This is a genomic window from Acinetobacter sp. CIP 51.11, assembly GCF_000369665.1.
GTDB classification, from domain to species: domain Bacteria; phylum Pseudomonadota; class Gammaproteobacteria; order Pseudomonadales; family Moraxellaceae; genus Acinetobacter; species Acinetobacter lwoffii_S.
Map to the genome: position 1 here is coordinate 229,871 of NZ_KB850128.1, position 17,405 is coordinate 247,275.

The 17,405-nt window shown below is 45.7% G+C and carries 21 protein-coding genes; 5 read left to right on the forward strand and 16 right to left on the reverse strand.

Features of this window, described 5'->3' with window-relative positions:
* Positions 1–77: 77 nt before the first annotated feature.
* Positions 78–641 carry a 5'-methylthioadenosine/S-adenosylhomocysteine nucleosidase family protein gene (locus F894_RS01370; RefSeq protein WP_005245594.1) on the forward strand — a complete coding sequence of 188 codons (564 nt, stop codon included), beginning with the start codon at positions 78–80 and terminating at the stop codon, positions 639–641.
* Between the two features lie 66 nt (positions 642–707).
* Here the strand turns inward: F894_RS01370 and F894_RS01375 are convergent, their stop codons facing one another.
* The 14 genes from F894_RS01375 to ubiG all read right to left on the reverse strand — a co-directional run bounded on the left by F894_RS01375 (position 708) and on the right by ubiG (position 12,740).
* A complete protein-coding gene (locus F894_RS01375) occupies positions 708–1,328 on the reverse strand; it encodes a TetR family transcriptional regulator C-terminal domain-containing protein (RefSeq protein ID WP_004281222.1) in 621 nt (206 codons plus the stop codon).
* Positions 1,329–1,651: 323 nt separating this feature from the next.
* A complete protein-coding gene (locus F894_RS01380) occupies positions 1,652–2,458 on the reverse strand; it encodes an ABC transporter ATP-binding protein (protein WP_005245595.1) in 807 nt (268 codons plus the stop codon).
* A gap of 21 nt (positions 2,459–2,479) precedes the next feature.
* Positions 2,480–3,295 carry an aliphatic sulfonate ABC transporter permease SsuC gene (gene ssuC, locus F894_RS01385; RefSeq protein ID WP_004647159.1) on the reverse strand — a complete coding sequence of 272 codons (816 nt, stop codon included), beginning with the start codon at positions 3,293–3,295 and terminating at the stop codon, positions 2,480–2,482.
* Entirely contained in the window at positions 3,295–4,470 is a 1,176-nt protein-coding gene (gene ssuD, locus F894_RS01390) for an FMNH2-dependent alkanesulfonate monooxygenase (RefSeq protein ID WP_004647160.1), read from the reverse strand. Before ssuD ends, ssuC begins: the two co-directional genes overlap by 1 nt.
* Positions 4,471–4,506: 36 nt before the next feature.
* Positions 4,507–5,502, reverse strand: coding sequence for an aliphatic sulfonate ABC transporter substrate-binding protein (locus F894_RS01395; protein ID WP_005245596.1), 996 nt, complete (start codon positions 5,500–5,502; stop codon positions 4,507–4,509).
* Positions 5,503–5,526: 24 nt separating this feature from the next.
* The gene (locus tag F894_RS01400) at positions 5,527–6,483 is read right to left on the reverse strand and encodes a sulfonate ABC transporter substrate-binding protein (RefSeq protein WP_005245597.1); all 957 of its coding nucleotides are present in this window, start codon (positions 6,481–6,483) and stop codon (positions 5,527–5,529) included.
* Positions 6,484–6,816: 333 nt separating this feature from the next.
* Entirely contained in the window at positions 6,817–8,160 is a 1,344-nt protein-coding gene (gene argA / locus F894_RS01405; RefSeq protein ID WP_004729045.1) for an amino-acid N-acetyltransferase, read from the reverse strand.
* A 132-nt stretch (positions 8,161–8,292) separates the two neighbouring features.
* On the reverse strand, positions 8,293–8,679 hold the full coding sequence (locus F894_RS01410; RefSeq protein WP_005245600.1) for an RcnB family protein: 387 nt from the start codon (positions 8,677–8,679) through the stop codon (positions 8,293–8,295).
* A 242-nt stretch (positions 8,680–8,921) separates the two neighbouring features.
* Complete coding sequence (locus F894_RS01415) at positions 8,922–9,308, reverse strand: RcnB family protein (RefSeq protein ID WP_005245603.1); 387 nt, start codon at positions 9,306–9,308, stop codon at positions 8,922–8,924.
* Positions 9,309–9,623: 315 nt separating this feature from the next.
* Positions 9,624–9,779: a hypothetical protein gene (locus F894_RS15125; RefSeq protein WP_004281231.1), complete on the reverse strand. Its 156-nt coding sequence runs from the start codon at positions 9,777–9,779 to the stop codon at positions 9,624–9,626.
* A gap of 184 nt (positions 9,780–9,963) precedes the next feature.
* Entirely contained in the window at positions 9,964–10,383 is a 420-nt protein-coding gene (locus F894_RS01420; protein ID WP_004281232.1) for a hypothetical protein, read from the reverse strand.
* Between the two features lie 156 nt (positions 10,384–10,539).
* Positions 10,540–11,286, reverse strand: coding sequence for a YciK family oxidoreductase (locus tag F894_RS01425; RefSeq protein ID WP_005094903.1), 747 nt, complete (start codon positions 11,284–11,286; stop codon positions 10,540–10,542).
* A gap of 39 nt (positions 11,287–11,325) precedes the next feature.
* The gene (locus F894_RS01430) at positions 11,326–12,015 is read right to left on the reverse strand and encodes an HAD family hydrolase (protein ID WP_005245605.1); all 690 of its coding nucleotides are present in this window, start codon (positions 12,013–12,015) and stop codon (positions 11,326–11,328) included.
* Complete coding sequence (gene ubiG / locus F894_RS01435) at positions 12,012–12,740, reverse strand: bifunctional 2-polyprenyl-6-hydroxyphenol methylase/3-demethylubiquinol 3-O-methyltransferase UbiG (RefSeq protein ID WP_005245607.1); 729 nt, start codon at positions 12,738–12,740, stop codon at positions 12,012–12,014. Before ubiG ends, F894_RS01430 begins: the two co-directional genes overlap by 4 nt.
* A gap of 227 nt (positions 12,741–12,967) precedes the next feature.
* Between ubiG and F894_RS01440 the strand changes: the two genes are divergently transcribed.
* Positions 12,968–13,582, forward strand: coding sequence for a thiol:disulfide interchange protein DsbA/DsbL (locus F894_RS01440; protein WP_004281236.1), 615 nt, complete (start codon positions 12,968–12,970; stop codon positions 13,580–13,582).
* Between the two features lie 54 nt (positions 13,583–13,636).
* On the opposite strand, the gene F894_RS01445 is transcribed toward F894_RS01440, so the two are convergent.
* Positions 13,637–14,338 (reverse strand): TetR family transcriptional regulator, encoded by a 702-nt coding sequence (locus tag F894_RS01445; RefSeq protein ID WP_005245609.1) that lies wholly within the window; start codon positions 14,336–14,338, stop codon positions 13,637–13,639.
* A gap of 210 nt (positions 14,339–14,548) precedes the next feature.
* On the opposite strand from F894_RS01445, the gene rph reads away from it, so the two are divergent.
* Together rph and F894_RS01455 are read left to right on the forward strand one after the other, a co-directional pair.
* On the forward strand, positions 14,549–15,265 hold the full coding sequence (rph, locus tag F894_RS01450; protein WP_004281238.1) for a ribonuclease PH: 717 nt from the start codon (positions 14,549–14,551) through the stop codon (positions 15,263–15,265).
* A gap of 182 nt (positions 15,266–15,447) precedes the next feature.
* Positions 15,448–15,645 (forward strand): hypothetical protein, encoded by a 198-nt coding sequence (locus F894_RS01455; RefSeq protein ID WP_004281239.1) that lies wholly within the window; start codon positions 15,448–15,450, stop codon positions 15,643–15,645.
* 100 nt (positions 15,646–15,745) lie between these two features.
* On the opposite strand, the gene nadC is transcribed toward F894_RS01455, so the two are convergent.
* Positions 15,746–16,591: a carboxylating nicotinate-nucleotide diphosphorylase gene (gene nadC / locus F894_RS01460; RefSeq protein WP_005245612.1), complete on the reverse strand. Its 846-nt coding sequence runs from the start codon at positions 16,589–16,591 to the stop codon at positions 15,746–15,748.
* A 182-nt stretch (positions 16,592–16,773) separates the two neighbouring features.
* On the opposite strand from nadC, the gene ampD reads away from it, so the two are divergent.
* Complete coding sequence (ampD, locus tag F894_RS01465) at positions 16,774–17,364, forward strand: 1,6-anhydro-N-acetylmuramyl-L-alanine amidase AmpD (RefSeq protein WP_005245613.1); 591 nt, start codon at positions 16,774–16,776, stop codon at positions 17,362–17,364.
* Positions 17,365–17,405: the final 41 nt, after the last annotated feature.

The window sequence follows — 17,405 nt, forward strand, 5'->3', positions numbered from 1 at the left end:
ATCAGAGCACTGATGCTTTTCATTCAGCCGGTTTTGTTTTCTAATGTCAGGGTTTTTCTTGATATCAGGTGTTTCGAATGTCCGATCTGGCGCTCATCATGGCTCTACCCAATGAATCCAAAGGCTTGTTTGAAGCAGAAGGCATTCAGGTACATTACAGCGGGATTGGTAAAGTCAATGCGGCTTTTAAAGCTTTTGAGGTGATTCAGAACACCGGTTGCAGTACCTTATTGAATTTGGGCAGCGCGGGAAGTTCGCATTTTAATGCGCATGAACTGGTCGAAGTCACGCAATTTGTACAGCGTGATATGGATGTGTCGCCCCTTGGCTTTGAGATCGGCATGACCCCGATGGATCAGCATTTCCCGGGTGCGATTGAGCTGGATTCTTTCTTTGACCATTTGCCGAAAGGGATTTGTGGAACAGGCGATAGCTTTGAAACCGGTATTTCAAAAGTGGCGTGTAATCTGGTCGATATGGAAGGCTATGCCTTGGCCAAAGTCTGTAAAAAGCTGGGCGTTCGGCTGATTTCAGTGAAATACATTACTGATGGAGCTAATGAGACTGCGCATCTGGATTGGGAAGAAAATCTGTTATTGGGTGCGAAAAAATTATTAGATTTATATCAAATGGTAAAATAAATAGGAGGGTCAAGTTTGCTCGGCGACCATAGCATCTATGGTCGTGTGCCAATCAGAAGCGTTTGCTTATTTATCCGTACGTGGAATCACGCCGTATAACATCATATGTACCGTATGCTGGATAATGCGTTGCTGCATGCTGCGGTTACGCAAGGTTTTACCCGTGACCATTTCCATTTGGGTCGCAAAGTCTGCATAGTTCTGGGTAATCGCCCAAATATTCAGAATCAGTAACTCAGGATCAATATCTGCAGAAATCTTGCCTTGCTCCTGCCAGTTGGAAATCACTTTGGCTTTACGCTTGACCAGTTTTTTTAGCGGACCTTTTAAAATTTCCAGAATATGCGGTGCACCTTGAATCACCTCCAAAGCAAATAAACGGGATGCTTTAGGCTGGGTACGCGACACTTCAATTTTTTGCATCAAATAATTGGTGATCGCTTCTTCAGGCTCAAGTTCAGCTTCAAGGGTTTGTAAAGGCGCCAACCATTTTTGTAGAACGGTGGTTAATACCTCGACATACAGGGCTTCTTTATTTTCATAATAATAGAAAATATTCGACTTATGCATTTCTGCAATTTGTGCGATTTCATCCAGACTTGCCCCATTAAAACCATATAGGGAAAATACGTCTAGTGCAGCATTTAGCAGCTGATTGCGTTTTTGAGTACTCTTTTTTTGTTCCATTAGCAAATATAAAAAACAATGAAAAAGGGAATCCTCAATTGTACGGCAAATCATCAGATTTGTGCACACAGTCACAGGCTAATTTTTTGAATAATGATGATTTATTCTCTAGATCAATATTTAAAACAGGCTAAATGCATTTACACCAAGAGAAAAATTCAAGTTTCTGAAAATACTTCATTTATTCATTTTTTTTCTTCATTAATTGGGGAGAGGAATAATACTGAAATGAATCTGATAAAAATGATCTCTTATTGAGATAAAATTATTTTTTATAAGAATAAGACCCAAAACCATACTCGATTTTGGGTTTGATTCGATGTTCAGGTCGCTAAAACTGCCTGCAAGATTTGCTGTTCCAGTTCTGCAAATGTCACACTTTTTTGCCGGGGACGTGGCAAATTGACCCTAAACTCTTTGGCAATATGGCCTTTGTCCAGCAAGATAATCCGGTCTGCCAGTTGCACGGCTTCACTGACATCGTGCGTGACCAGAATGGCGGTAAAGCCTTGCTCGGTCCAGAGACGTTCAATCAGGTTCTGCATTTCCAGACGTGTCAGGGCATCCAGGGCGCCGAGCGGTTCATCCAGCAGTAGAATACGCGGCTGATGCGATAATGCCCTCGCCAAGGCGGTACGTTGCCGTTGTCCTCCAGAAAGCTGTGAAGGCCACAGTCCGGCTTTTTCTTTGAGTCCGACCTTTTCCAGCATTTGCGAGGCTTTGGCATGCTGCTCTTTGCCCAAGCCTAACTGTACATTCTGTTCGATGCTGCGCCAAGGCAGCAGGCGAGGGTCCTGAAACATCACCCGGATATCATCGGCAGTAATGCCTTCACGGATATGCCGGGCTGATTTGAATTTGATTTCGCCGTAGCTTTGCTGTTCCAAGTCGGCAATCAGGCGCAATAAGGTACTTTTACCACAACCGCTGCGACCGACAATTGCCAGAAATTCACCAGGTTGGATATGCAGGTCCAGATCTTCCAGAACTTTGACCGAACCGTAAAACTTATGCAGCTGTTCAATGATAATTTCGGCACCGATCACTGCAGCAGGATTGATATCTGCCGCAGGTTGGTCCAGTGGCACAATCGGGTCATTGGCATGACGCCCTAAACTGAGATCAGTCATCACATGCTCCTCATTTATTCTTTATTTTTGATAGCCGGCATGCCAGCGCAGCAGGAATCGCTCTAAGGCCACGGCCAGAACATCGGCCAGTTTGCCGAGCAGGGCATACAGTAAAATACCTACCAGAACCACATCGGTTTGCAAAAATTCACGTGCATTCATGGTCATATAACCAATACCAGACTGAGCAGAAATAGTTTCGGCCACGATTAACAATACCCAGACCAGACCTAGAGAAAAACGCAGTCCGACCAGAATTGACGGCATCGCACCCGGCAGAATAATTTCTTTATACAGTTGCCAGCGAGTTAAGCCATAGCTTTTGCCCATCTCGATCAATTGCGGATCGACGGAACGAATCCCATGATAGGTATTGATATAAATCGGGAAAAATACCCCAATCGCCACCAGAAACAATTTGGCAGATTCATCAATCCCGAACCATAAAATCACTAGGGGAATAAGGGCCAGTGCAGGAATATTCCGAATCATCTGCAAGGTCGTATCGAGCAGGGTAGAGGCGGTTTTGGATGAACCATTTAACAGACCCAGCAATAGGCCCAAACCACCACCCACCAGTAAGCCGCTGATGGCACGCCCCGCACTGACTTGCACATGCGTCCACAGTTCACCGCTCAGAAGTAAATTCCAGAAGGCTAAAACCACGGCACTCGGTGCAGGCAGAATCCGGCTTTCCAGCAGGCCTGTGCTAGAGGCAATTTGCCAAACTGCAATCAAGAAAATTGGAACCAGCCAGGGCAGCAGATGCTGCCCCAGAATTGTTCCACGTGAAACCTGCTTTGGGGTCAGGGTTTCAACGGAAACGACTTTTGACATTAAGCAGACTCCTTAATTTTCTCAGCCTGCTTGTTCTCGTCCGGTGTGTAGTTGTTCGCCACGATTTCACCAAATGGACCGGTCAAGTTTGGTTGAGTGAGTTTTTGCTGGGTTTCCAGTGGAAGTAAAGGGAATACCAGTTCTGCAAAACGGATGGATTCTTCCAGATGTGGATAGCCTGAGAAAATAAAGGTGCTGATCCCCAGATCGGCATATTCCTGGATACGTGCAGCGACAGTTTCCGGATCGCCGACCAGTGCCGTACCTGCACCACCACGAACCAGACCCACACCTGCCCAGAGGTTTGGAGAAACTTCGAGTTTGCTGCGGTCGCCATTGTGCAGTTCTGCCATACGGCGCTGACCGACCGAGTCCATGGATTTGAACTTGGCTTGGGCTGCAGCGATAGTGGCATCATCCACATATTGAATCAGTTCTTCAGCCGCCGCCCAGGCCTGCTCATTGGTTTCGCGTACGATCACGTGTAAACGGATCCCGTAATTCAGTTCACGACCTTTGGCTGCAGCCTTGGCTTTTACCACTGCAATTTTTTCTTTGACTGCTGCCGGTGGCTCGCCCCAGGTCAGGTAAGTATCGACCTGATCCGTGGCCAGCTCAATGGCATCATCCGATGAGCCACCAAACCATAAAGGCGGATGCGGCTGCTGAATGGGTGGATACAGCAATTTTGCATCATCGACACTTAAGCGTTCGCCATGGAAACTAAAGCTTTCACCGGTATGTGAGCGTTTTAAAATTTCACGCCAGATGGTGGTGTATTCGGTCGCCGTTTTATAACGGGTTGTGTGATCTTCATAGACGCCATCACCTTTTAGCTCCTGCTCGTCACCGCCAGTCACCAGATTCAGCAGTACTCGGCCATTAGACAAGCGGTCAAAGGTCGCGGCCATACGTGCAGCCAGTGCCGGCGTGGTCACGCCTGGACGCAATGCCACCAGGAATTTTAATTTTTTGGTCGCATCAATCAGGCTGGCTGCAGTTAACCATGGATCTTCACAAGAACGGCCAGTCGGAATCAGGACACCTTCATAACCAAGATTATCCACGGCAACGGCAATCTGCTTCATGTAGGCATGATCTACAACACGTGCGCCCTTGCTGGTGCCTAAGTAACGGCTGTCGCCATGAGTGGGGATAAACCAGAAAATTTTCATGTGATATTCCTTAAATTAAATCATCTTGTTTGTTCATCAATGTGTGGCTGCTGGCGACCAGATCTGTTGCTGGACGCTGATGGTTTTGGGAATCAGTTGAACCTGCTGGAAGAGATCGGCAATATTCTGTTGGGCTTTGATCACTTCCGTCGTTAATGGTTGTACCGGCGAAGGTTTAAGACGACGCTCAAATGCAATCTTTGCCACTTCTGGTTTCAGACCGGTACTTTTCTGATAAATATCTAGAGCTACAGCCTGGTTTTTAAGAATCCACTGGTCAGATGCATTTAAGGCCTGGATAAACTTCCCGGGGCTATCCGGATGCTTCTGAATAAATTCGGGATTGCCGATATAAAAGGAGTAGGTTTGCGGAAAGTCACTGCATTCAATCAGCACCTTAGCCTGGCTGTCGAACTCGGCTGCACCCAGGAAGGGATCCCAGATTGCCCAGGCATCAATGGCTTTTTTGTCAAAAGCAGCACGTGAATCCGCAGGGGGAAGCCAGACGGCTTGAATCTCTGACCAGCTTAATCCGGCTTTTTCCAGGGTTTTGGCCAGAAGTTCATGGGCACTTGAACCTTTCTGCACCGCGATCCGTTTTCCTTTCAACTGTTGAATCGTCTGGATGTCACTGTCTTTCGGCACGACCACGGCCAAAGAGTTTCCAGCCACTTTTTCAAAGGCCACGTAACTCAGGGCTTTATCTGCAGCCTGTGCAAAAATGGGTGGGGTATTCCCTACATAGCCATAATCCACTGCCCCGACTGCCAGTGCTTCCAGCATTTGTGGGCCTGCCGGAAACTCTTTCCATTCAATTTTGGCATTGGGAAATTGTTGTTCTAACAGCTTTTCATCACGTGCCACCAGCAGATTCAAGGCTGATTTCTGAAAGCCAATCGCAATGGTTTTAACTTGTTGCGCTGACGTGGTTTCTGCGGCAGCCGTTTGCTGTGGTTCCTGTTTCTGGCAGCCAGTCAGACTAAAGCTCAATAGCGCTAAGCTGATATAAGAAACTGTTTTTAAATGACTCATTTTTATTCTCGAATTATTCTGCTGTTATTTAATAATTGCTGCATCAATATTCAGCTTTTGTGGAATCAGCTGCTGCGCATAAAACGCGTCGGCAACCTGTTGTTGTTTTTGAATCACGTCAGTGCTGAGAGGTTGAACGCCAAAGCCCATGCGTGAAATAGAGGTTTTTAAGACATCGATGGCCAGACCTGTCGGTTTTTGCAGTAACTGTGCGGCTGCATCCTGATTTTTTGCGACCCAGTCCGTGGTCAGATTTAGTTCATTGACAACCGCCTGTACCACCTGAGGATGGCTTTCTGCGAACTTGCGATCTGCCAGATAGAACTGATGATTGCTCACCACATTTTCACCGCTGGCAATGACACGCGCACCAATCTGATGTTCAGCAGCTGCAAAAAACGGATCCCAGATCACCCAAGCATCGACTGCACCACGTTCAAATGCAGCACGTGCATCGGAAGGTGGTAAATAGATCACTTCGATATCATCAAGGCCAAGCTGGTTGGCTTCCAGAACTTTTAATAGTAAGTAATGCACGTTTGAACCTTTGTTCAGGGCTACCCGTTTGCCTTTCAGATCTTGAATAGACTGAATCGGCGAATCTTTCGGTACAATTAAGGCTTCTGCCTTAGGCGCTTGCGGCTGATTGGCCACATAGACCAGATTTGAGTTGGCCGCCTGGGCAAAAATTGGCGGTGCTTCACCGGCTTCACCAAAAGAGACGCTGCCAACATTCAGGCCCTCAAGCAGTTGTGGGCCGGCCGGAAATTCTACCCATTTCACATTGACCCCTTGCTGTTTTAAGCTGGTTTCCAGCGTGCCGCGTTCTTTTAAAATAGGTAATATGCCGTATTTTTGGAAACCGATATTCAGGGTAATGGTCTCTTCTTTTTTCGAGCAGCCTGAAAGCATCATGACACCAGCCATCGCGGTACCGAGTACCGCAGTCTTTGTTAAAAACTGAACATGAGATTGGCGCATGAATCAAAACTCCCGAAAGTGAAAAGCTAGTGAATGAAAACTTAGACACACGCTAATCGTTTTTGTTTTTCTAAAAAAATAACTATTCAGGAATTTCTAATGAAGAAAAAAGATAAATAAAAAAGCGCAAAACTTATGCAGAAAAGTGATTTATATAAAAATGAAGATTTAACATTTAAATTAATCAAACCTATGAAATTTATAGTTATTTTTTTAAATCTAATCTATTGATATGTTTAGCCAAAAACGAGTAATAGAATTTTAAAATTTAAAGCGAGATTGCCAGATATCTTTATCTAAAATTAAGCTAAAGCACTGAAAGAAAAAGCCACTTTAAAGTGACTTTTTGCAAACAATTGAATTACGTTGATAATTATAAAAAGCCTGACGGGCATCCGGCAGGTCATCGACTGAAGCCGGTTCAAAGCCTTGTTCCAGAAACCAGTGCGCGGTGCGGGTAGTTAAAATAAACAGTTGCTGAATCTGCATGCTTTTGGCTTTTTCTTCTAGATAATGCAGGATCTGGCTACCCCGATTAGACTTGCGATAACTGGGATGTACCGCAACACAGGCAATTTCTGCAGAACGCAATTCATCCCCTGTCGTCGGAATCGGGTAGAGGGCGGCACAGGCCAGAATCATGCCGTCCCGTTCGATTACGGCAAACTGGTTGATTTCATTTTCTAGGCGTTCACGCGAACGATAGACCAGAATGCCTTCTTCTTCCAGTGGACGCAGCAAACCGATCAGGCCACCGACATCCTGAATATCGGCCATCCGCACTTCTTCATAATGCGCGTCGGTGACCAGAGTTCCGGAACCATCACGGGTGAACAGTTCTTCCAGCAAGGCACCATCATAGGCATAAGAAATCAGATGCACCCGATGTACGCCGTTCATTGAGGCTTCCTGTGCGGCTTTCAATTGTAGTCCTCTTTCAAGCGCATCTTGTTCGACCGGAATAAAATCATCCAGTTGTTGCGGTGTCACTTCGCGTTTGAGTTGGCCGTTACTGTCCATCAGACCATGCTGCTTACCGAGAAAAATCAGTTTATCTGCCTTAAGGCGAATCGCAGTTTTGGTAGCAACTTCTTCAGCCAGCAGATTAAAAACTTCTCCGGTAGTGGAATAACCGGTCGGGCCAAGCACCACAATATTATGACTGTCCAGATGGCGCTGAATCGCATCGGTATCAACCGCGCGCACTTCACCGGTCAACTGAAAATCGATACCATCGCGGATGCCATACGGCTTGGCGGTGACAAAATTCCCTGAAACGGTATCAATCCGGGCGCCATACATCGGCGAATTGGCCAGTCCCATAGACAGCAGTGCTTCAATTTGTAGGCGGATCGAACCGACGGCATTCATCACGCAGCTTAAAGATTCACGTGTGGTGACCCGACGCTGCTGGTAAAAAGGCGTCGTAATCTGGCTTTGAGCCAGATTCTGGTTAATTTGCGGACGTGCACCATGTACCAGAATCAGCCGAATGCCCAAAGAATGTAATAAAGCAATATCGTGAATAATATGCTGAAAGTTATCATTTAAGACGGCTTCGCCATCAAACATGATTACAAAGGTTTTATTGCGGTGCGCATTGATATAAGGCGCAGAATGGCGAAACCAGTGCACATATTGCAAGGTTGTGCTTTGTGACGTTTCTGCTGAAGTCATGCTGTGCCCATTTCAATGATTGAAGATCCAGCTTTGATTCTAATGAAAAAAAACGCAAGTGGAAGCGCAGATATAAAAAAACACCTGAAGGGGACTTCAGGTGTCTGCAAGACGAGCAGTAATGGAGAAAGCTTAGTTAATGATGCGTACAATTTTGTTGGTACGTTCATTGACCAGAACGTAGTCATTGTTGACTTTGTACCATTGCTGGAAACGGCCGGTATTTGGTAAACGGCGTGCTTCGCGATCACTGACTTCAAAACGGTTGTTGTCATATTGACGTGGTAGAGTTTGGCCTACGCGCCAGTCACGGCTTGGGTTGACCATACGGTTGTTATGACGGCGGTCATCATTCCAGCGACGGTCGTCATTCCATTTCTTGCTATCTTTGGCATTCCAGTGTGGTGCCGATTTATGCGGATTATGGTCATAACGCGAGTCATGCTGTGGTGCTGCCATTGCAGAAGTAGCTAACAAAGCACTTAGAGATAACGCGATTGTAGTTAAGACTTTTTTCATGGCTCTCACCTTAAGATGTATATCTAATTTCGATGAGACTAAATTAGCGAACAAGTACATAGAAAGCGTGAGGGCTATTTAGTTAAATTGTTAAATTCATGAAGAAATTTAGTAGATGAATCACGCAGTTTGAAAACTGGAAAAGCCGCGAGATTTTGGGTTAAAAATTTTCAGCCAGTGAAATAAAAAAGCCCAAACATCGTTGGGCCTTAAAGAAGATTAAATTTGAATGCACTTATGAACTAGTCACCCACAATCCGGATAATGCTGTTGTTTTCAGAATCCACCAGAATATAGTCATTATTGACTTTGTACCATTGCTGCTTGCGGTCAGGTCGAGGCAGGCGATGGTCTTTATATTCAACTTTATAGCCATTGCCACGATAATGCTGCGGCATCACATAACCCGGCTGCCAGCGTAACTGATGCAGGCGTTTCACCCCGCGTTCTTCACGCATACGGCGGTTATCCTGCTGATCTTCCTCTCGGAACTCACGGGCTTTCTTCTTGTCATGACCATGACGTGAATCCATACGGGATTCATCATTGAAATGAGGGGCAGCGATGACGACATTGCTCAGCATGAATGTACTGCAAGAAATTGCCAGTGCCACCAAAACCTTTTTCATGTTGAACCCTCATTAAATTGTTCATCTTCTACAGCACCTAATGTACGGAAAAATTGCAGAGAAACTGTGAAGAACAGGCACAATTTTTATAACAAATGCAGAGATATTATGATGATGTCATGTTTTTACATGACTATATGCGACGGCATCACTTCTATAAAGTAGCCTACCGAGCCATGTCCTTATCTCATCAAAGCAAGGGCCAACATGCAAGCGAAAATCGATGATTTAGCTCAAAAAAACAGCATTGAGTCAGCGAGAAAAAAGTTCATGATTTAATGAAACGACAAAGAATTTTGCCGGTTTAGTTTGAGATTAATTCCATTGCTCTGCCAAACCTTGTAAGGACTGAATCGCGTCAGCCACGGATTCAGCTTGTAGGGCGTCATCGAGTGCCACAATCAATGCTTCAGATAACTGCAACTGTTCAATCCGGTGAATTGTTTCAATTTTACGTTTTTGGTCAGCCATGCTGCGCTCCTGATTTGATCTATCTGTGATTCAAGAAAGCATAGTCCAATCAGTTTAATTTGGAAAACCGTATAATTTTATATATTTAATATGTAAATCCGATTTATTGTTATTTTTTGCAGGATTTTAAGAAAAAAAGGGCACTTTATCGAAAAGTGCCCAAGATTATTCAATGACCCGACTTTTAATAAGCGTAGTTCAGGTCAGTATAATCGTTGAGTGATTTCTGCACATGCGCCTGAATAAAGGCACGTACATCCTCGGCCGTCATGGCTTTGCCCTGATTGCTGATGACATGTTCGATTTCTGGCTGACCTTCAATTTTAATGCGATAAACAAAATGCTTGGCCAGACGATAACTGTCGTCTAATTTTTCAATGCCAGTCACATAATAATAGGCATGTTCAAAATTCAGATCCTGATGTGAAAATACAAATTGCTCGAACAATTTGAGTTTCTGAGCATTTTCGAGTGCTTTGATGTCATCCACGATACTGGCTTCAAACTTGGTGCCGTATTTCTCTGAAATAGGCTGTTGATCAATCAGCAGCGACACCATGCCATCGTCTAAATGGGTCACCGTAATATTGTTTAATTCAGTCATGATGCACTCGAGTGAAATATAGTGGGGCTTAGTATGCTGTTATTTTAATGAAACTCAATGCGAGCGGGGTGAACTTACTTAAGATTTATGCGCTGAATATGACTAAAAATGAAATAAAAAGGGAGCGATTGCTCCCTGAATGACAGACAGAATAATTTAATCCTGTGCATCAATACTCTGGCCATTCATATGCAGGCTGTCATTACCCATCAAATATAGATAAGCCGGCATGATTGAATCGGGGGTAGGCAGGGTTTTCGGATCTTCATTCGGATAGGCCTTGGCGCGCATGGCAGTCCGCGTTGCCCCGGGATTGATGCAGTTATAACGTATATTTGGATGTACCTGCTCTTTGGCAAATAACTGGCTTACCGCTTCAATAGCAATTTTAGACACCGAATAGGCACCCCAGCGTTCGCGGGCTTCGCGGCCTACACCTGAGCTGGCAAAAACCACTGAAGCATGTTCAGATTTGGATAATAGCGGCAGCAGGGCCTGGGTCATGACAAAGGGTGCACGCAGATTGACCGCCATCACATCATCCCAGACGTTGACCGGATAATCCGCCAAGGGAACCCGTTCACCTAAAATGCCGGCATTGTGCAGAATACCGTCCAGACGACCAAACTGACGGTCTAGCGTATCAAGCAAAAGCTCATAATCACGTTCTGAAGCACTTGATAGTTGTAGCGGCAAGATGGCAGGTTGCGGCGCACCCAAACTTTCAATTTCATCATAAATGACTTCGAGTTTGTTTAAGGTACGCCCATGCAACACCACAGTTGCGCCATGCAAGGCATAACTGATTGCTGCTGCACGTCCAATGCCATCGCCCGCACCTGTGATCAGGATGATACGATCCTTGAGCAGATCGGGGCGAGGTTGATATGCTGAATATTTCATTATCTACCTCCTCATTTCTTATTATTTAGTGTTAAGCGTTCAAGATACCGCAGTATGCTGCTTCAGTACCAGTGTCTGAATCAATTGATGTAATTCTGCCACAGTATGCACGATATGGTCGGCCTGCCAGGCGTTTAAATCGTCTTTGTATTGCAACGGCAAATAACCATAGGCAGCCAAAATGGTCGGCATCTGGGCATGACGACCGGCATCAATATCTCGTGGATGATCTCCCACATAGATACAGTCTTCCGCGGCAAGATTCAGTTGCTTGGCGGCCAGATACATCGGTTCAGGATCGGGCTTGGTGCGGGTCACATCTTCCGGACAGACCAGCACGGCACAGCGCTCGGTCAGGTTTAATGCTTTTAATAAAGCCTCGCTGAGCCAGCGTGGTTTATTGGTCACAATCCCCCAAGGAATGTCATTTTCCTCTAGCTGTTCAAGTAATGGATACATGCCATCAAACAGATCGGTATCGACCGCAATATCTGCGCCGTACATGTCCAGAAAGCGCTGACGGTGTTGCAGAAAGACCGGATCTTCCAGTTGCAGTTCCGGATAAACCAGTTTCACCATAGCGCGAGCGCCTTCGGAGACCTGGGTACGAATCAGCTCGGGTGCAACCAGTGGGCGGCCTTCTTCACGGCACATCTGCTGGATAATTCGGATAAAATCGGCAGCGGTATCAATCAGGGTTCCATCTAGGTCAAATAAAACGGCTTTCATGCTGTGGTCTCTGCTGCGCTATCTTTCACGGTATAAACCATGTAGTTCACATCAACATTCGGTGCCAGCCAATAACGCTTGGTCAGCGGATTATAGTGCAGACCGGTCATGTCTTTAAGCTTTAAACCCGAGTTGCGAATGTCATGTGCCAGTTCGGACGGCTTGATAAATTTGCTGTAATCATGGGTGCCTTTGGCCAGCATGCGCAAGACATATTCTGCCCCAATAATGGCAAATAAATAGGACTTTGGATTACGGTTAATGGTCGAGAAGAATACATGACCACCTGGCTTGACCAGTTTATGACAGGCCTGAATAATCGATGCCGGATCTGGCACATGCTCTAGCATTTCCATGCAGGTCACGATGTCATATTGGCCAGACTGTTCCTCTGCCAGTTGCTCGACCGGCACCTGACGATATTCAATATTGCTTACGCCTTCCTGTTCAGCATGGATGCGTGCCACATTTAAAGGGGCTGCGCCCATATCAATTCCGAGCACATTGGCACCACGTCGCGCCATGCTTTCGGCCAGAATGCCACCGCCACAGCCGACATCCAACACTTTTTTGCCGCTTAAGCCTCCGGCATGTTCATCAATCCAGTTTAAACGCAGTGGATTAATCATGTGCAAGGGGCGGAACTCGGAATGCTGATCCCACCATATAGCTGCAAATGCTTCAAACTTGGCAATTTCTTGTGGATCAACATTCAATTGCGACATCGGTGTCACCTCAATCAGTCGTGATTAGCTAAAAATATGTATGTGCCGAATGGCCAGAGAAACTGATTTAAAACCTTGAAAATCAGTCCGATGGTTTAGTGTAGCGATTCTGGCAGAAAAAGCGATAAAAGCAGCAAAAAAGTTCACAGAATGAAAACGAAACCGGCATAATTGATTTATAGTGAACACATAAACTAAGCATAATGATTTAGAGGACGATAATCCGAATGAAAAAATTCCTTTTAGGCGCTGTTGCCGCATCTGTTTTGGCCTTTTCAGGCAATGCTATGGCCAATTTTGTGGCAGGTCAGGACTATCAGGTGGTTGCAAAACCAGTCAAAGTCGAAAAACCGGGCAGAATTGAGGTACGTGAATTCTTCTGGTACGGCTGTGGTCACTGTTTCGCGCTTGAACCACATATGCAGGGCTGGTTGAAAAAATTACCAAAAGATGTACGTTTTGTACGTACGCCGGCTGCAATGAATCCACTCTGGGAACAGGCAGCACGTGCTTATTATGTGTCTGAAGCATTGGGTGTGCGTCAAAAAGCACATTTACAATTATTCCATGATATTCATGACAAGCAACGTCCAATTTTAGAACAGGCACAACTGGCCAAGTTCTATACCCGCTATGGTATTCCTGAAGCGAAATTTAACAGCACTTATAAATCTTTCCCGATCACTTCGAAAATTGCCCAAGCCAAAAATCTGGCTGCTCAGTATCAGTTAAGTGGTGTTCCGGCAGTGACCGTGAATGGTAAATATATTGTGCAGGGTAATGATGCCAAAGTCATTCAGGTGGTGAATTACCTGATCGAGAAAGAGCGTAAAGCCAAATAAGTCTGAACTGACGATCAGTAAAAAAAACCTGCATCATGATGCAGGTTTTTTTATTTAGGCAGGGGGAATGACCGCTTCATTGAGCACAGGGCTTGCGGTTTCAACTGTTTTGGCAGGTCGCCGGTACCAGTGCAAAATGCCACGTAGCAAGAGCTGCATCTGTAGCACGCTTTGGGTTTTAAAGGCATTGGATTGAGCGCGGCGCAGCTCTGGATCAACCTGATGCTGCAGATGAATCCAGCCCATGGCCCAGTTCAGGGACAGTTCAATCAGCATCTGTGCCAGAGCCTGCAAGTCCTGTGATGCCTGAATATGTCGGGTAGATTGCATCTTGGCCAGTTCATGCATGACATCTTCAGCCAGAAAATGAATTTCCCGTTCAATGCCGACACGTAACACGTCCGAACCGCCCCAACGTTCTGCCACAAAAAAAATCCAGGGTTCAGGATGATATTCGACGGCCTGAAAGAAGAGCTCAAGCCCGGTGTGGGTTCGGGTATTCGGCTGATACAAATAAGCCTGTCCCAGCTGATTGAGTACGCCCTTGATATGAATCGCAACCTGATCCAGCAATTCCAGACCCAACTGGTTCATATCCTGAAAATGCCGATAGAATGCCGTCGGCACCAGTCCGACTGCATTCGCAACTTCACGTAGGCTGATCGTGCTGAAAGCGCGGCCCTGACTGCTGAATGCCAGTGTCGCATCGAGTAACGCCTGATGACTTTGCTGCTTGCGATCTTCACGTAAGGACATAAATGGGTTTCCTATCACCGGCTTCCCTTATAGAGAGTTTTAGTCTAGCAAAAATTAAATTAAATCGTAGTGCCACAGATCGGCAGAATTTCGACAACTCGTAGCGAGCTGATGCATTGATTTTGTAAATGAATCGCCCGGCTGCCTAATCTTGGCAAAGGCTTCTGCTATACTGAGCCGCAATTATTTTGAACCCATACAGGACTTATTATGCGTATCGACCAACGAGCATTAGATCAATTACGTGAAGTGAAAATTACCCGTAACTATACACGTTATGCGGAAGGCTCTGTATTGGTTGAATTTGGTCATACCAAAGTACTGTGCACTGCCAGTGTGGATAGTTCTGTACCGCGTTTCCTCAAAGGTCAGGGCCAGGGCTGGGTAACGGCTGAATATGGCATGTTGCCACGTTCAACTCATACCCGTAGTGACCGTGAAGCGGCACGTGGCAAACAGAGTGGCCGTACTCAGGAAATTCAGCGTCTGATTGGTCGTAGCTTGCGCTCAATGGTCGATCTGAAAAAGCTGGGTGAAAATACCATTACTATCGACTGTGACGTGATTCAGGCTGATGGCGGTACCCGTACTGCAGCGATTACGGGTGCTGCGGTGGCTTTGGTCGATGCCATGAACGTCTTGCTGGAAAGAAAGAAAATCAAACATGATCCATTAAAAGGTTTGGTGGCTGCAGTTTCTGTGGGTATTTTTAAAGATGAAGTATTACTGGATCTTTGCTATGAAGAAGATTCAAACTGTCAAACCGATTTGAACGTGGTGATGACTCAGGCTGGTGAATTTATTGAAATTCAAGGTACTGCTGAAGACAAACCATTTACCCGTGCACAATCGAATGCCATGCTGGAAATGGCCGAGAAAGGCATTCAGGAACTGGTGAAAAAACAGCAAGAAGCTCTAGGCTGGTAATCCATCCCATGTTAATAAACGCATCTCTGGATGCGTTTTTTTATGCCTGAAATTTCACTCTGCACCTGTATTCAAAAACTACATTACAAAACTTCCTGACAAAAAGTCGACATGAATCGGCTATATCTGAACCGGTTTTGCATCGATATTGGATCAGATGAGAACACAATGAGGAATGCGACATGAAACAGTGGCTTTGTGCAATTTCATTGCTGGGCGTGTTTGGATTAACTGCCTGTGACTGGGGCAATAATCGTGAAGATGACGAGCGTTCAGTGTTAAATCAGGATCGTGATGAGGATAACGGAAGATATAACGACCGTGATGGTGACGATGATGACCGCGATCGCCGAGGTAATCGGGATGACGATGATGATTAAGGTCTAAAATAGAAAATTGAGCAAAATATACGCAAAAAAAATTTCTAAAAATAAAAAAAGGGTGCTTCGCACCCTCTACGGTCATCTATCCCATCTAGGCTTAAGCATTGAAACGCATCGACAGATCAATGGCTTTGAGATCTTTGGTCAGCACGCCCATGGAAATATAATCTACTCCGGTACTCGCGACTTCACGTAAATTATCAATGGTGATATTACCTGAGGCTTCCAGTTTGCAGCGACCGGCCACATGTTGCACCGCGTCGATCATCTGCTGCTGACTGAAATTATCCAGCATCACAATATCAGCATGGGCTTCGAGTGCCTGATTCAGCTCATCCCAGGTTTCGACTTCAACTTCGACAGGCTTACCCGGTGCAATTTGATGGGCCTTGGCAATCGCCTGCGCAATGCCACCCGCTGCCATAATATGATTTTCTTTAATCAAGAAGGCATCAAACAGGCCCAAACGGTGATTCTGGCCACCGCCAATGGCCACGGCATATTTTTGTGCGATACGCAGACCCGGAAGCGTTTTACGAGTATCTAATAATTTGGTGTTTAAACCTTGCAGCTCTTTGACATAGTGGGCGGTTTTAGTCGCAACCGCAGACAGCGTCTGGACAAAGTTTAGCGCAGGGCGCTCCACGGTGAGTAGGCTACGTGCAGATCCGGCCAGTTTTAAAAAGGCTTGATTGGCTTGAACGTGATCACCATCATTTTTCAGCCAGGTCACTTCAATACTGGGATCATAGGCCTGAATCAAGGCATTTACCCAAGGCTGGCCGGCCAAAACCATGTCTTCACGGCTAATGATAGTGGCAGTGGCCTGTTCATCTTCAGGAGTCAGCAGGGCGGTAATATCACCGTCACCGATATCTTCAGAAAGTGCCTGTTGAATATTGATCTGAATGGACTGGTCTAGCAAAGCTTGAGATATGCGCATGAGTATTTCCGTATCTTTTTTAAGCCGTGAAAATTGCGCCTTATCTTAGCACCGTTACATAAAAGATGAGCGATTTTTCATCCAGTTTGCCGGGATGAATTGAGATTTGTCCTTGAAAGTTTTAGCATGAAGCCGGCTGCAATGCTGATCTTGCAGATTTTATTTTTGGGGAGAACGGTTTTATGCAACAGTCAGCTGAGTTTCAGGTCAAGGACGGGCAACTAATCGGTGCACGTCAAATCCCGTCTCCCAATTTTAATCAGCGGCCAGAACAGACCGAGATTCAATTGCTGGTGATTCACAATATCAGCCTGCCACCTTCACAGTTTGGCGGTGGTTATATTGAACAGTTTTTTCAGAATCAGCTGGACTGGTCCGTACATCCTTATTTTCAAACCATTGAAGGAATGCAGGTGTCGACCCATTTGCTGATTTTACGGTCTGGCGAAGTGCTGCAATTTGTCAATTTTAATGATCGTGCCTGGCATGCCGGCCGCTCGACCTATTTGGGCAAAAAAGAATGTAACGATTATTCGATCGGGATCGAGCTGGAAGGCAGTGATGACTTGCCTTTTGCAGCTGAACAATATCAGGCCTTGGTGAAAGTCACGGCCTGTCTTCAACAGCATTATTCTAAGATTCAGCAGCATATTGCCGGACATTCGGATATTGCACCGGGCCGTAAGACTGATCCAGGGCCGTATTTTAACTGGGCTGATTTTCGTACACAGTTACAGCATTATAAAAATACCTCAAGCTCGCTTGAGCGATGAAATTAAGCAATGAACTTCTGACAAAAGTTTCATTACAATAG

What these genes read in the sequence shown, in the direction of transcription:
- F894_RS01370 (WP_005245594.1), top strand. Translation starts at nt 78, where the DNA reads ATGTCCGATCTGGCGCTCATCATGGCTCTACCCAATGAATCCAAAGGC.
- F894_RS01375 (WP_004281222.1), bottom strand. Translation starts at nt 1,328, where the DNA reads ATGGAACAAAAAAAGAGTACTCAAAAACGCAATCAGCTGCTAAATGCT.
- F894_RS01380 (WP_005245595.1), bottom strand. Translation starts at nt 2,458, where the DNA reads ATGACTGATCTCAGTTTAGGGCGTCATGCCAATGACCCGATTGTGCCA.
- ssuC (WP_004647159.1), bottom strand. Translation starts at nt 3,295, where the DNA reads ATGTCAAAAGTCGTTTCCGTTGAAACCCTGACCCCAAAGCAGGTTTCA.
- ssuD (WP_004647160.1), bottom strand. Translation starts at nt 4,470, where the DNA reads ATGAAAATTTTCTGGTTTATCCCCACTCATGGCGACAGCCGTTACTTA.
- F894_RS01395 (WP_005245596.1), bottom strand. Translation starts at nt 5,502, where the DNA reads ATGAGTCATTTAAAAACAGTTTCTTATATCAGCTTAGCGCTATTGAGC.
- F894_RS01400 (WP_005245597.1), bottom strand. Translation starts at nt 6,483, where the DNA reads ATGCGCCAATCTCATGTTCAGTTTTTAACAAAGACTGCGGTACTCGGT.
- argA (WP_004729045.1), bottom strand. Translation starts at nt 8,160, where the DNA reads ATGACTTCAGCAGAAACGTCACAAAGCACAACCTTGCAATATGTGCAC.
- F894_RS01410 (WP_005245600.1), bottom strand. Translation starts at nt 8,679, where the DNA reads ATGAAAAAAGTCTTAACTACAATCGCGTTATCTCTAAGTGCTTTGTTA.
- F894_RS01415 (WP_005245603.1), bottom strand. Translation starts at nt 9,308, where the DNA reads ATGAAAAAGGTTTTGGTGGCACTGGCAATTTCTTGCAGTACATTCATG.
- F894_RS15125 (WP_004281231.1), bottom strand. Translation starts at nt 9,779, where the DNA reads ATGGCTGACCAAAAACGTAAAATTGAAACAATTCACCGGATTGAACAG.
- F894_RS01420 (WP_004281232.1), bottom strand. Translation starts at nt 10,383, where the DNA reads ATGACTGAATTAAACAATATTACGGTGACCCATTTAGACGATGGCATG.
- F894_RS01425 (WP_005094903.1), bottom strand. Translation starts at nt 11,286, where the DNA reads ATGAAATATTCAGCATATCAACCTCGCCCCGATCTGCTCAAGGATCGT.
- F894_RS01430 (WP_005245605.1), bottom strand. Translation starts at nt 12,015, where the DNA reads ATGAAAGCCGTTTTATTTGACCTAGATGGAACCCTGATTGATACCGCT.
- ubiG (WP_005245607.1), bottom strand. Translation starts at nt 12,740, where the DNA reads ATGTCGCAATTGAATGTTGATCCACAAGAAATTGCCAAGTTTGAAGCA.
- F894_RS01440 (WP_004281236.1), top strand. Translation starts at nt 12,968, where the DNA reads ATGAAAAAATTCCTTTTAGGCGCTGTTGCCGCATCTGTTTTGGCCTTT.
- F894_RS01445 (WP_005245609.1), bottom strand. Translation starts at nt 14,338, where the DNA reads ATGTCCTTACGTGAAGATCGCAAGCAGCAAAGTCATCAGGCGTTACTC.
- rph (WP_004281238.1), top strand. Translation starts at nt 14,549, where the DNA reads ATGCGTATCGACCAACGAGCATTAGATCAATTACGTGAAGTGAAAATT.
- F894_RS01455 (WP_004281239.1), top strand. Translation starts at nt 15,448, where the DNA reads ATGAAACAGTGGCTTTGTGCAATTTCATTGCTGGGCGTGTTTGGATTA.
- nadC (WP_005245612.1), bottom strand. Translation starts at nt 16,591, where the DNA reads ATGCGCATATCTCAAGCTTTGCTAGACCAGTCCATTCAGATCAATATT.
- ampD (WP_005245613.1), top strand. Translation starts at nt 16,774, where the DNA reads ATGCAACAGTCAGCTGAGTTTCAGGTCAAGGACGGGCAACTAATCGGT.